The following is a 12,520-nucleotide window of genomic DNA, read 5'->3' as shown; positions in this document are numbered from 1 at the left end:
CCCGGCTCGGCAACGTAGACGCGTCCATCACACACCACAGGCCCGACAGTCGCGCTGTCGGGCCTGTGGATAAGTCAACCGCGGTACGAAAGTACTACTGCGCGGGGCCCTCGACGGCCTCGGACGTCAGCAGACCCGCGTTGATCTCGCGCAGGGCGATCGAGAGCGGCTTCTCGTGCACGTGGGTGTCGACGAGCGGACCGACGTACTCGAGGAGGCCCTCGCCGAGCTGCGAGTAGTACGCGTTGATCTGGCGGGCACGCTTGGCCGCGTAGATCACGAGGCTGTACTTCGAGTCGGTGGCCTCGAGGAGCTCGTCGATCGGCGGGTTGATGATGCCCTCGGGCGCGGAGATGGAAGAGGACACGCTCTACCTTCCGATGGATGGGAAAGATGCAGTGCGGACGATCGGACCTGAACGATCAGGTGCGATCACAGCACATCCATCAAGGCTAGCAGCTCGCGCGCCACGTCCTCGACGGAGGTGTTGACCAAGGTCATGTCGAACTCCGGCTCGGCGGCCAGTTCGACCTTCGCCGCGTCGAGGCGACGCTCGATCACCTCGGGCGGCTCGGTGCCACGTCCCGTGAGCCTGCGCACGAGCTCCTCCCAGGAGGGGGGAGCCAGGAACACCAGCTGGGCGTCCGCCATGGACTCGCGGACCTGCCGGGCGCCCTGGAGGTCGATCTCCAGCAGGACGGGCACACCCGACTCCAGGTGCTCCAGCACGGCCGTGCGCGGCGTGCCGTAGCGGTTGCCGGCGAACTCGGCCCATTCCAGCAGCTCACCGTTGGCGATCAGCTTGTCCATCTCCTCGTCGGTGACGAAGAAGTAGTGGACCCCGTGCTTCTCGCCGGGGCGAGGCCTGCGGGTCGTCGCCGACACCGAGAGCCAGACCTCGGGGTGTTCCTTGCGCATATGGGCGACGACCGTGCTCTTGCCGACCCCGGAGGGGCCGGAGAGCACGGTCAGCCGCGGACGTACGTCCGGGGGCTCGGGGGTCGTCCCCCGGAATGTTGCAGCCATGCAGCGATTATTCCAGCAATCCCGGAGTTCCCGGGACTCCTGGTCCGGAGGTCCCGGACTCAGGAACCGGTGCTGCCGAACTCACGCTCCAGGGAAGCGATCTGGTTGGAACCGAGGCCGCGAACCCGGCGGCTCTCGGAGATGCCGAGTCGCTCCATGATCTGCTTGGCGCGGACCTTGCCCACGCCCGGCAGCGACTCGAGCAGCGCGGAGACCTTCATCTTGCCGATGACGTCGTTCTCCTGGCCCTGCTTGATGACCTCGTGCAGGGAGGCGCCGGAGTGCTTGAGTCGATTCTTGACCTCGGCCCGCTCCCGGCGAGCCGCGGCGGCCTTTTCGAGCGCGGCTGCGCGCTGTTCAGGGGTAAGGGGCGGAAGAGCCACGCCTACGTCACCTCGGATGTCGAACTGTCGGATACGGACCGGTGAGGAACCTAGTCGCCCCACACCTGGGGAGCCGCGAGCAACACGCTTGCCCGTGGACTCTCGTCGGAGACTAGCGGCCAACTCCGCCAGAGTCAGCGAGAACAGCGGAAAAGTCCTGGTCAGCCTCCGTCAGGCCGGACATTTAGGACATAATGCCCCGGATTTGAGGATGTATTCAGACTCAAGCGGGCCTGGAACCGCTCGTCGGAGGACTCGGCCGAGCGGTTCGAGCACCCCTGACGGTGGTCAGGAGGCCGTCACAGCGGCACGGATCTCGTCCGCGAATCGGTCCGAGGCGGCCCGCAACGCGCCGATGTCCGGTCCGTGCCGCAGCACACCCCGGCTGACGTTCGGCACCACGTTGCGGATCGCGGCCCCGAAGACCTCCGGGAGATCGGCCGGTGTGGCCCCCTGGGCGCCGACTCCTGGCGCCAGGAGGGGACCGTTGATCTCCAGGTCGTACGAGGACAGGTCGCCCAGCGTGGCGCCGACCACCGCGCCGAAGGACCCCAGAGGCTCCTCCCCCGTGTTCTCGGCGGCGAGGTGGCCCAGCATGGTCGCTCCCACGTTCCGGCCGTCCGCGCGGACCGCGTGCTGCACCTCGCCCCCCTCGGGGTTGGAGGTGAGGGCGAGCACGAACAGCCCCGAGCCGCTCTCGCGGGCCAGCGCGATCGCCGGCGAGAGCGAGCCGTAGCCCAGGTACGGCGACACCGTGAGCGCGTCCGAGAACAGCGGGGAGTCCTTGTGCAGGAAGGTCTCGGCGTACGCGGCCATGGTGGAGCCGATGTCGCCGCGCTTGGCGTCCATGAGGACGAGCGCGCCGGCCGCCCTGGCCTCCTCCAGCGTCCTCTCCAGGACCGCGACGCCCCGCGAGCCGAACCGCTCGAAGAACGCGCTCTGCGGCTTGAAGAGGGCGATCCGGTCGGACAGCGCCTCGACCACCGTGCGGCTGAACCGCTCCAGGCCCGCCACGTCGTCGTTGAGGCCCCACTCGGTGAGCAGGGAGGCGTGCGGGTCGATGCCGACGCACAGCGGCCCGCGCTCGTCCATGGAGCGGCGCAGCCGGGCACCGAAGGGCTCGTGGGAGGTCATACCGTCTTCCTCACGTCGGCGCCGACCGCGTCGGCGAGGGTGGCGTACGGGCTGGTGCGCAGACGGGCGGCAAGCCCCTTGTGGACGGCGCGGCCCCAGAAGGGCCCCTCGTAGACGAACGCGCTGTAGCCCTGCACGAGGGTGGCGCCGGCGAGGATGCGCAGCCAGGCGTCCTCGGCGTTCTCGACGCCGCCGACGCCCACGAGCGTGATGCGGTCGCCCACGCGCGCGTAGAGGCGCCGCAGGACCTCCAGGGAGCGGGCCTTCAGAGGGGCGCCGGACAGGCCGCCGGTCTCCTTCACGAGGGAGGGTTCGGATGTCAGCCCGAGGCCCTCGCGCGCGATGGTGGTGTTCGTGGCGATGATCCCGTCCAGGCCGAGTTCGACGGCGAGGTCGGCGACGGCGTCGACGTCCTCGTCCGCCAGGTCCGGGGCGATCTTCACCAGGAGCGGCACACTGCGGCTCGGCACCACCCGGTCGGCGGCCTCGCGGACGGCGCTCAGCAGGGGGCGCAGTGCCTCGGTGGCCTGCAGGTCGCGCAGGCCGGGCGTGTTCGGCGACGACACGTTCACGACCAGGTAGTCGGCGTACGGCGCCAGCCGCTCGGCCGACTTCACGTAGTCGCCGACCGCCTCCGTCTCCGGGACGACCTTGGTCTTGCCGATGTTGACGCCCACGACGGTCCTGAAGACCGGCTCACGGGCCGCCAGCCGGGCCGCCACGGCCAGCGAGCCCTCGTTGTTGAAGCCCATGCGGTTGATGAGCGCCCGGTCCTTCACGAGCCGGAACAGCCGCTTCCTGGGGTTGCCGGGCTGGGCCTCCCCCGTGACCGTGCCGATCTCGACGTGGTCGAAACCGAGCATCGACATGCCGTCGATCGCGACGGCGTTCTTGTCGAAGCCAGCGGCCAGCCCGAAGGGGCCGTGCATGCGCAGCCCGAAGGCCTCCGTGCGCAGCTCCTTGTAGCGGGGCGCGAGGGCGGCGGCCAGGAAGGTGCGCAGGACGGGCACGCGGACGGCGAGGCGGATCCAGCGGAAGGCCAGGTGGTGCGCCTGCTCCGGGTCCATGCGCTTGAATACCAGGTTGAAGAAGATCTTGTACATGGTGTCCTCATGACGAGGGGGACACCGTTTCCGGTGTCCCCCTCGTCGGCTGCTAGTCGCGGGCCGCGGTCAGGTGTTCCGCGTGTTCCTGGAGCGAACGGACGCCCACGTCACCGTGGTTGAGGGCGTCGATGCCCTGGACGGCGGCGGCGAGTGCCTGGACCGTCGTCAGGCAGGGGACGGACCGCGCCACGGCCGCCGTACGGATCTCGTAGCCGTCGAGGCGGCCGCCGGTGCCGTAGGGGGTGTTGACGATGAGGTCGACCTCGCCGTCGTGGATGAGCTGGACGATGGTCTTCTCGCCGTTGGGGCCGGTGCCCTCGAACTGCTTGCGCACCACCGTGGCCTTGATGCCGTTGCGCTTGAGGACCTCGGCCGTGCCGGAGGTGGCCAGCAGCTCGAAGCCGTGCGCCACCAGCTCACGCGCCGGGAAGATCATCGAGCGCTTGTCGCGGTTGGCGACCGAGATGAACGCGCGGCCCTTGGTGGGCAGCGGTCCGTAGGCGCCGGCCTGCGACTTGGCGTAGGCCGTGCCGAAGACGGAGTCGATGCCCATGACCTCGCCGGTGGAGCGCATCTCCGGGCCGAGGACCGTGTCGACGCCGCGGCCCTGGATGTCCCGGAAGCGGGACCAGGGCATAACGGCCTCCTTGACGGAGATCGGCGCGTCCAGCGGGAGTTCGCCGCCGTCCCCGTTGGCGGGCAGCAGGCCCTCCGCGCGCAGTTCGGCGACGGTCGCGCCCAGGGAGATGCGGGCGGCGGCCTTCGCGAGCGGCACCGCGGTCGCCTTCGAGGTGAAGGGGACGGTGCGGGACGCGCGCGGGTTGGCCTCCAGGACGTAGAGGATGTCGCCGGCCAGCGCGAACTGGATGTTGATCAGTCCGCGCACGCCCACCCCGCGGGCGATGGCCTCGGTGGAGGCGCGCAGCCGCTTGATGTCGAAGCCGCCCAGGGTGATCGGGGGCAGTGCGCACGCCGAGTCGCCGGAGTGGATGCCGGCCTCCTCGATGTGCTCCATGACGCCACCGAGGTAGAGCTCGGTGCCGTCGTAGAGGGCGTCGACGTCGATCTCGATCGCGTCGTCGAGGAAGCGGTCGACCAGGACCGGCCGGGAGGGGCTGATCTCGGTCGACTCGGCGATGTAGGACGCGAGGCGGGTCTCGTCGTAGACGATCTCCATGCCGCGCCCGCCCAGGACGTAGGACGGCCGCACGAGCACGGGGTAGCCGATCTCGTCGGCGATGGCCTTGGCCTCGGCGAAGGTGGTGGCGGTGCCGTGCTTGGGGGCCGGCAGCCCCGCCTCGGCGAGCACGCGCCCGAAGGCGCCTCGGTCCTCGGCGGCGTGGATCGCCTCCGGGGAGGTGCCGACGATCGGCACGCCGTTGTCCTTGAGGGCCTGCGCCAGGCCCAGCGGGGTCTGGCCGCCCAGCTGGACGACGACACCGGCCACCGGACCGGCCTGCTGCTCGGCGTGGACGATCTCCAGCACGTCCTCGAGCGTCAGCGGCTCGAAGTAGAGGCGGTCGGAGGTGTCGTAGTCCGTGGAGACGGTCTCCGGGTTGCAATTGACCATCACCGTCTCGTACCCGGCGTCGCTGAGCGCGAAGGAGGCGTGGACGCAGGAGTAGTCGAACTCGATGCCCTGGCCGATGCGGTTGGGGCCGGAGCCGAGGATGATGACGGCCGGCTTCTCGCGCGGGGCGACCTCGCTCTCCTCGTCGTAGGAGGAGTAGAAGTACGGTGTCTTCGCGGCGAACTCGGCGGCGCAGGTGTCGACCGTCTTGTACACCGGGCGGATGCCCAGCGCGTGCCGCACCTCGCGCACCACGTCCTCGCGCAGGCCCCGGATCTCGCCGATCTGCTGGTCGGAGAAGCCGTGCCGCTTGGCCTCGGCCAGCAGGTCGGGCGTGAGTTCCACCGCGCCGGCCAGCTCGTCGGCGATCTCCTTGATCAGGAAGAGCTGGTCGACGAACCAGGGGTCGATCTTCGTGTACGCGAAGACCTCCTCGGGCGTGGCGCCCGCGCGGATGGCCTGCATGACGGTGTTGATCCGGCCGTCGGTCGGGCGGACGGCCTCCTGAAGCAGCGTCGCCTTCTCGCCCGGCTCGCCGACGAAGGTGAACTGGCTGCCCTTCTTCTCCAGCGAGCGCAGGGCCTTCTGGAACGCCTCGGTGAAGTTCCGGCCGATCGCCATCGCCTCACCGACCGACTTCATGGTGGTGGTCAGCGTGGAGTCGGCCTGCGGGAACTTCTCGAAGGCGAACCGCGGGGCCTTGACGACCACGTAGTCGAGCGTCGGCTCGAAGGACGCCGGGGTCTCCTGGGTGATGTCGTTCGGGATCTCGTCGAGGGTGTAGCCGACGGCCAGCTTGGCGGCGATCTTGGCGATCGGGAAGCCGGTCGCCTTCGAGGCCAGCGCCGAGGACCGCGACACGCGCGGGTTCATCTCGATGACGATGACCCGGCCGTCCTCGGGGTTCACCGCGAACTGGATGTTGCAGCCGCCGGTGTCGACCCCGACCTCGCGGATGATCGCGATGCCGACGTCGCGCAGGATCTGGTACTCGCGGTCGGTCAGCGTCATCGCGGGCGCCACGGTGATCGAGTCGCCGGTGTGCACGCCCATCGGGTCGAAGTTCTCGATGGAGCAGACGACCACGACGTTGTCGTGCTTGTCCCGCATCAGCTCCAGCTCGTACTCCTTCCAGCCGAGAATGGACTCCTCCAGGAGCACCTCGGTGGTCGGCGACAGCGTCAGGCCCTGCCCGGCGATGCGGCGCAGCTCCTCCTCGTCGTGGGCGAAGCCGGAGCCGGCGCCGCCCATGGTGAACGAGGGGCGGACGACGACGGGGTAGCCGCCGAGGGTGTCGACGCCCGCGAGGACGTCGTCCATGGAGTGGCAGATCACCGACCGCGCGGACTCACCGTGCCCGATCTTGCGGCGGACCTCCTCCACGACCTCCTTGAACAGGTCGCGGTCCTCGCCCTTGTGGATGGCCTGCACGTTGGCGCCGATCAGCTCGACGCCGTACTTGTCCAGGACGCCGTTCTCGTGCAGCGAGATCGCCGTGTTCAGGGCCGTCTGGCCGCCCAGGGTGGGCAGCAGCGCGTCGGGTCGCTCCTTGGCGATGATCTTCTCGACGAACTCCGGGGTGATCGGTTCGACGTAGGTGGCGTCGGCGATCTCCGGGTCGGTCATGATCGTCGCCGGGTTGGAGTTCACCAGGATGACCCGCAGGCCCTCGGCCTTGAGCACGCGGCACGCCTGGGTGCCGGAGTAGTCGAACTCGGCGGCCTGGCCGATGACGATCGGGCCGGAGCCGATGACCAGGACGGACTGGATATCGGTGCGCTTAGGCACGCTGGCCCTCCATCAGAGATACGAAGCGGTCGAACAGGTAGGCGGCGTCGTGCGGGCCGGCGGCCGCTTCGGGGTGGTACTGGACGCTGAAGGCAGGCTGGTCGAGCAGCTGGAGGCCCTCGACCACGTCGTCGTTCAGGCAGACGTGGGAGACCTCGGCCCGCCCGAACTTCGTGTCGCTGACCTTGTCGAGCGGCGCGTCCACGGCGAAGCCGTGGTTGTGCGCGGTGATCTCGACCTTGCCGGTCGTGCGGTCCTGCACGGGCTGGTTGATGCCGCGGTGGCCGTACTTCAGCTTGTAGGTGCCGAAGCCGAGGGCGCGGCCCAGGATCTGGTTGCCGAAGCAGATGCCGAACAGCGGCGTCTTGCGCTCCAGGACAGCGGTCATCAGCTCGACCGGACCGTCGGCGGTGGCCGGGTCGCCGGGGCCGTTCGAGAAGAACACCCCGTCCGGGTTGACGGCGTACACGTCGTCCGCCGTGGCCGTCGCGGGCAGTACGTGCACCTCGATGCCGCGCTCGGCCATCCGGTACGGGGTCATGCCCTTGATGCCGAGGTCGATGGCGGCGACGGTGAACTTCTTCTCGCCGACCGCCGGGACGACGTACGGCTCCTGGGTGGCGACCTCCTCGTACAGCGAGGCGCCCTTCATGTGCGGCTGGGCCTGCACGCGAGCGAGGAGCTCGTCCTCGGCGGTGATGGCGTCACCGGAGAAGATGCCGGCGCGCATCGAGCCGCGCTCGCGGAGGTGGCGGGTCAGGGCGCGGGTGTCGATGCCGCTGATGCCGACGATTCCCTGCGCGACCAGTTCGTCGTCCAGGGAGCGCTTGGCGCGCCAGTTGGACGGCACGCGCGCGGGGTCGCGGACGACGTAGCCGGAGACCCAGATCCGCTTGGACTCGTCGTCCTCGTCGTTCCAGCCGGTGTTGCCGATCTGCGGGGCGGTCGCGACGACGATCTGGCGGTCGTACGACGGGTCCGTGAGCGTCTCCTGGTAGCCGGTCATGCCGGTCGAGAAGACCGCCTCGCCGAAGGTCACCCCCACGGCCCCGTAGGCACGGCCGCGGAAGGTCCGGCCGTCCTCCAGGACAAGTACGGCGGGAACCCGGGCGGCTCCCCTGGTGGAGGTTGTCATCGTGCGCCTTCCGTCTTGTTGGTCATCTGGTTCAGGGTGTCGACCCACTCGGTGTGCTCGGCCGCGTGGTCCGAGCGGAACCCGGAGTCGATCAGCCGGTCGCCGTGCGCCCACGTCACCACGAGCAGCCCGCCCTCGGTCAGCACCTTGCCGGCGATGCCCTTGTCGAGCCGGGCCTCGCGCAGCTGTGCGACCGGCACGAAGAAGTCGGTCGCTCCGGGGCGTACGACGTCCAGTCCCGCGTCCGTCAGGGTGAGCTCGGCCCGGCTGCGGGTGCCCAGGCCGTGCGCCACGATGCGGTCGAGCCACTGACCGGCGGTGGTGGAGCCGTGGTAGCGGCCGGTCATGGTCAGTCTCGCCTCGCCCGGCTCCCGCGGCGCGGTGGGCAGCTCCGGGAGGTCGCTCTGGAGGGTGCCGCGCCACTTCCAGCCCTCGCGCATCAGCCAGTAGACGAGCGCGACGAAGAGGGCGAGGCCCACGAGCCAGCCGATGCGGGCGGCCCAGTCGGTGACCGCGGCCGACTTCTTCTCGGCGGCGAGTGAGGCGGCGAGCAGGGTTACTGGTGTCACGTGAGCTTCCCGTCGACGAGCGTGGCCTTGCCCCTCAGCCACGTGTGCGTCACACGGCCCGGCAGCTCACGCCCCTCGTACGGGGTGTTCCGGCTGCGCGAGGCGAAGCCCGCGGGGTCCACCGACCCACGGTATGCGGTGTCGACGAGCGTGAGGTTGGCGGGCTCACCAGCCGAGACGGGACGCCCGTGCCCCTTCGCCCGCCCGATCTCGGCGGGCTTGAAGGACATGCGCGCGGCGACCCCGGCCCAGTCAAGGAGGCCCGTGTCGACCATGGTCTCCTGCACCACTGACAACGCGGTCTCCAGGCCCACCATCCCCATGGCGGCGGCGGCCCACTCGCAGTCCTTGTCCTCGTGCGGGTGCGGGGCGTGGTCGGTGGCGACGATGTCGATCGTGCCGTCGGCGAGCGCCTCACGCAGGGCCCGTACATCGCGCTCGGTGCGCAGCGGCGGGTTGACCTTGTAGACGGGGTTGTAGGTGCGCACCAGCTCGTCGGTGAGCAGCAGGTGGTGCGGGGTGACCTCGGCGGTGACGTCGATGCCGCGGGACTTGGCCCAGCGGACGATCTCGACGGAGCCGGCGGTCGACAGGTGGCAGATGTGGACGCGGGAGCCGACGTGCTCGGCGAGCAGGACATCCCGGGCGATGATCGACTCTTCGGCCACCGCGGGCCAGCCCCCGAGTCCCAGCTCGGCGGAGACGATCCCCTCGTTCATCTGGGCGCCCTCGGTCAGCCGCGGCTCCTGCGCGTGCTGGGCGACGACCCCGCCGAAGGCCTTCACGTACTCCAGCGCCCGGCGCATGATCACGGCGTCGTCGACGCACTTGCCGTCGTCCGAGAAGACGGTCACCCCGGCGGCGGACTCGTGCATGGCGCCCAGTTCGGCGAGCTTCTTGCCCTCCAGGCCGACGGTGACGGCGCCGATGGGCTGCACGTCGCAGTAACCGTGCTCCTGGCCGAGCCGGTAGACCTGCTCGACCACACCGGCGGTGTCGGCGACGGGGAAGGTGTTGGCCATGGCGAAGACGGCCGTGTAGCCGCCGCTCGCGGCCGCGCGCGTACCGGTCAGGACGGTCTCGGAGTCCTCGCGGCCCGGCTCGCGCAGGTGCGTGTGCAGGTCCACGAGCCCGGGCAGCAGCACCTTGCCGTCGGCCTCGACGACCTCGGCGCCCTCGGCGGACAGCCCGCTGCCGACCGCCTCGATGACGGCGCCGTCGATCAGGACGTCCTGCGCCTCGCCGCCGAGCACCTTCGCGCCACGGATCAGGATCTTGCTCATCTGTCTTACTTCTCCTCGATACGGGCGTGGGTGACGGCGGGCTCGGCACCACCGAGCAGCAGGTAGAGGACAGCCATCCGGATGGACACTCCGTTTGCGACCTGCTCGACGACGGTGCAGCGGTCGGAGTCGGCGACCTCGGCGGTGATCTCCATGCCGCGGACCATCGGGCCGGGGTGCATCACGATGGCGTGCTCCGGCATCTTGGCCATGCGCTCGCCGTCGAGGCCGTAGCGCCGCGAGTACTCGCGCTCGGTCGGGAAGAAGGCCGCGTTCATGCGCTCGCGCTGGACCCGCAGCATCATCACCGCGTCGGACTTGGTGAGCGTTGAGTCGAGGTCGTAGGACACCTCGCAGGGCCAGGTCTCGACGCCGACCGGCACCAGGGTGGGCGGGGCGACCAGAGTGACCTCGGCACCGAGGGTGTGCAGCAGGTCGACGTTGGAGCGGGCGACCCGGCTGTGCAGGACGTCGCCGACGATGGTGATGCGCCGGCCGGACAGGTCCTGCCCGAGACCGGCGTCCCGGCCGACGAGCCGGCGGCGCATGGTGAACGCGTCCAGCAGGGCCTGGGTGGGGTGTTGATGGGTGCCGTCGCCGGCGTTGATGACGGCGGCGTCGATCCAGCCGGAGTTCGCCAGGCGGTAGGGGGCGCCGGAGGCGCCGTGCCGGATGACCACGGCGTCGACGCCCATGGCCTCCAGGGTCTGCGCGGTGTCCTTCAGGGACTCGCCCTTGGAGACGCTCGAGCCCTTGGCGGAGAAGTTGATGACGTCGGCCGAGAGGCGCTTCTCGGCGGCTTCGAAGGAGATACGCGTGCGCGTGGAGTCCTCGAAGAAGAGGTTGACGATCGTGCGGCCGCGCAGGGTCGGCAGTTTCTTGATCGGCCGGTCGGCGACCCGGGCCATCTCCTCGGCGGTGTCGAGGATCAGGACGGCGTCGTCGCGGGTGAGGTCGGCGGCCGAGATGAGATGACGCTGCATCTGTCAGGCTCCGTAAGGCAGTTCAGTCGGGAGATTCCGGGCGAGCCGGGGCGCACCGATGACCGGTGTGCCCTCTCGGCCCGCTACTGGGTCGGCTTCGCGCCGAGCAGCACGGTGTCGCGACCGTCCTCCTCGGCGAGCTGGACCTTGACCGTCTCCCGCAGCGACGTGGGGAGGTTCTTGCCGACGTAGTCGGCGCGGATGGGCAGTTCGCGGTGACCGCGGTCGACCAGGACCGCCAACTGCACCGCGCGCGGGCGTCCGACGTCGTTCAGGGCGTCCAGGGCGGCTCTGACGGTGCGGCCGGAGAAGAGCACGTCGTCGACGAGGACGACCAGCCTGCCGTCGATGCCGTCACCGGGGATCTCGGTGCGGGCCAGCGCACGCGGCGGGTGCATGCGCAGGTCGTCGCGGTACATGGTGATGTCGAGCGAACCGACCGGGATCTTGCGGTCGGTGATCTCCTCGAGCTTGGCCGCGAGCCGCTGGGCGAGGAAGACGCCTCGGGTCGGAATGCCGAGGAGCACCACGTCGTCGGCGCCCTTGGCGCGCTCGACGAGCTCGTGGGCGATGCGGGTCAGCACCCGCGCGATGTCGGGGCCCTCGAGCACGGGCCGGGCATCGGACGCCGGAATCCCGGACGTGTCCTGCGTGTCCATACGAAACGGACCTCCTTCTCCGCCTCACGGGACGGACCTTAAAGGACGTCGGATTTGCGCCATCCACGGTAGCAGGCCCCCACGACGCGCCTGATCACCCCCCTGGCGTAATCGGCCACCGCCACCACGGAAGAGTCGGTGTGGACCATTCGGCTTGACGCAGAAGAATCACGCTGCGTAACCTCACAGTGAGTTACCAGACGCGCGGCCGCGGAACCTCCGCAGCCGCGTCGACACAGTGTCCGGGGAGCTATATGTCCAGCGAATACGCCAAACAGCTCGGGGCCAAGCTCCGGGCCATCCGCACCCAGCAGGGCCTTTCCCTCCACGGTGTCGAGGAGAAGAGCCAGGGACGCTGGAAGGCGGTCGTGGTCGGTTCGTACGAGCGCGGTGACCGCGCGGTGACCGTGCAGCGCCTTGCCGAGCTGGCGGATTTCTATGGCGTTCCCGTCCAGGAGCTGCTGCCGGGCACCACGCCGGGCGGTGCGGCCGAGCCCCCGCCGAAGCTGGTCCTCGACCTGGAGCGGCTGGCCACCGTGCCGGCCGAGAAGGCGGGCCCCCTGCAGCGCTACGCGGCCACGATCCAGTCGCAGCGCGGTGACTACAACGGCAAGGTGCTGTCGATCCGCCAGGACGACCTGCGCACACTCGCCGTCATCTACGACCAGTCGCCCTCGGTCCTCACCGAGCAGCTGATCAGCTGGGGCGTGCTGGACGCGGACGCGCGTCGCGCGGTGGCCTCCCACGAAGAGGCCTGAGCCGTACGGCTCCTCAGCAGAAACGTGGCGCCGGGGGGGGGGGGGGGGGGTGGTGTTTGGGGCGCCCCCCCCGGCGGGGGGGGGGGCGGGGGCGGGCCGCGGGGCGGCCCCCCACGCGCGCCGGGG

General features: G+C 70.1%; 12 protein-coding genes. 1 reads left to right on the top strand and 11 read right to left on the bottom strand.

The genetic code is table 11. The features are described 5' to 3' along the window. Positions 1 to 94: 94 nt before the first annotated feature. The 11 genes from rpoZ to pyrR form a co-directional block, all read right to left on the bottom strand. Positions 95 to 367 carry a DNA-directed RNA polymerase subunit omega gene (rpoZ, locus tag ACIRVK_RS09315; protein WP_003988945.1) on the bottom strand — a complete coding sequence of 91 codons (273 nt, stop codon included), beginning with the start codon at positions 365 to 367 and terminating at the stop codon, positions 95 to 97. Positions 368 to 432: 65 nt separating this feature from the next. Further along, a complete protein-coding gene (gmk, locus tag ACIRVK_RS09310) occupies positions 433 to 1,026 on the bottom strand; it encodes a guanylate kinase (protein WP_404244826.1) in 594 nt (197 codons plus the stop codon). A gap of 59 nt (positions 1,027 to 1,085) precedes the next feature. Beyond that, entirely contained in the window at positions 1,086 to 1,409 is a 324-nt protein-coding gene (locus ACIRVK_RS09305; protein ID WP_003977346.1) for an integration host factor, read from the bottom strand. A gap of 288 nt (positions 1,410 to 1,697) precedes the next feature. Next, entirely contained in the window at positions 1,698 to 2,543 is an 846-nt protein-coding gene (gene pyrF / locus ACIRVK_RS09300) for an orotidine-5'-phosphate decarboxylase (RefSeq protein ID WP_404244825.1), read from the bottom strand. Further along, complete coding sequence (locus ACIRVK_RS09295) at positions 2,540 to 3,646, bottom strand: quinone-dependent dihydroorotate dehydrogenase (protein ID WP_404244824.1); 1,107 nt, start codon at positions 3,644 to 3,646, stop codon at positions 2,540 to 2,542. Before ACIRVK_RS09295 ends, pyrF begins: the two co-directional genes overlap by 4 nt. A 52-nt stretch (positions 3,647 to 3,698) precedes the next feature. Continuing rightward, positions 3,699 to 7,007: a carbamoyl-phosphate synthase large subunit gene (gene carB / locus ACIRVK_RS09290; RefSeq protein ID WP_404244823.1), complete on the bottom strand. Its 3,309-nt coding sequence runs from the start codon at positions 7,005 to 7,007 to the stop codon at positions 3,699 to 3,701. Further along, the gene (gene carA / locus ACIRVK_RS09285; protein WP_404244822.1) at positions 7,000 to 8,142 is read right to left on the bottom strand and encodes a glutamine-hydrolyzing carbamoyl-phosphate synthase small subunit; all 1,143 of its coding nucleotides are present in this window, start codon (positions 8,140 to 8,142) and stop codon (positions 7,000 to 7,002) included. Before carA ends, carB begins: the two co-directional genes overlap by 8 nt. Continuing rightward, positions 8,139 to 8,711 (bottom strand): hypothetical protein, encoded by a 573-nt coding sequence (locus ACIRVK_RS09280; protein WP_404244821.1) that lies wholly within the window; start codon positions 8,709 to 8,711, stop codon positions 8,139 to 8,141. Before ACIRVK_RS09280 ends, carA begins: the two co-directional genes overlap by 4 nt. Further along, positions 8,708 to 9,994 carry a dihydroorotase gene (locus ACIRVK_RS09275; protein ID WP_404244820.1) on the bottom strand — a complete coding sequence of 429 codons (1,287 nt, stop codon included), beginning with the start codon at positions 9,992 to 9,994 and terminating at the stop codon, positions 8,708 to 8,710. The genes ACIRVK_RS09280 and ACIRVK_RS09275 overlap by 4 nt, the downstream gene beginning before the upstream one ends. 5 nt (positions 9,995 to 9,999) lie before the next feature. After that, positions 10,000 to 10,977, bottom strand: coding sequence for an aspartate carbamoyltransferase catalytic subunit (locus ACIRVK_RS09270; protein ID WP_404244819.1), 978 nt, complete (start codon positions 10,975 to 10,977; stop codon positions 10,000 to 10,002). An 83-nt stretch (positions 10,978 to 11,060) separates the two neighbouring features. After that, positions 11,061 to 11,636: a bifunctional pyr operon transcriptional regulator/uracil phosphoribosyltransferase PyrR gene (gene pyrR / locus ACIRVK_RS09265; protein ID WP_404244818.1), complete on the bottom strand. Its 576-nt coding sequence runs from the start codon at positions 11,634 to 11,636 to the stop codon at positions 11,061 to 11,063. A gap of 254 nt (positions 11,637 to 11,890) precedes the next feature. Here pyrR and bldD point away from each other — a divergent pair, with 254 nt between their 5' ends. After that, the gene (gene bldD / locus ACIRVK_RS09260) at positions 11,891 to 12,394 is read left to right on the top strand and encodes a transcriptional regulator BldD (RefSeq protein ID WP_018570201.1); all 504 of its coding nucleotides are present in this window, start codon (positions 11,891 to 11,893) and stop codon (positions 12,392 to 12,394) included. The last annotated feature ends 126 nt before the right edge of the window (positions 12,395 to 12,520 follow it).

Source organism: Streptomyces sp. NPDC101152, from assembly GCF_044768275.1.
GTDB lineage: Bacteria > Actinomycetota > Actinomycetes > Streptomycetales > Streptomycetaceae > Streptomyces.
The sequence above is the reverse complement of the archived record's forward strand: the minus strand, read 5'-3'. Positions and strand labels throughout refer to the sequence as shown.

Bases quoted from the DNA above. Each gene is read 5' to 3' on its own strand.
- gmk (WP_404244826.1), bottom strand. From the start codon at position 1,026: ATGGCTGCAACATTCCGGGGGACGACCCCCGAGCCCCCGGACGTACGT.
- pyrF (WP_404244825.1), bottom strand. From the start codon at position 2,543: ATGACCTCCCACGAGCCCTTCGGTGCCCGGCTGCGCCGCTCCATGGAC.
- ACIRVK_RS09295 (WP_404244824.1), bottom strand. From the start codon at position 3,646: ATGTACAAGATCTTCTTCAACCTGGTATTCAAGCGCATGGACCCGGAG.
- carA (WP_404244822.1), bottom strand. From the start codon at position 8,142: ATGACAACCTCCACCAGGGGAGCCGCCCGGGTTCCCGCCGTACTTGTC.
- ACIRVK_RS09275 (WP_404244820.1), bottom strand. From the start codon at position 9,994: ATGAGCAAGATCCTGATCCGTGGCGCGAAGGTGCTCGGCGGCGAGGCG.
- ACIRVK_RS09270 (WP_404244819.1), bottom strand. From the start codon at position 10,977: ATGCAGCGTCATCTCATCTCGGCCGCCGACCTCACCCGCGACGACGCC.
- pyrR (WP_404244818.1), bottom strand. From the start codon at position 11,636: ATGGACACGCAGGACACGTCCGGGATTCCGGCGTCCGATGCCCGGCCC.
- bldD (WP_018570201.1), top strand. From the start codon at position 11,891: ATGTCCAGCGAATACGCCAAACAGCTCGGGGCCAAGCTCCGGGCCATC.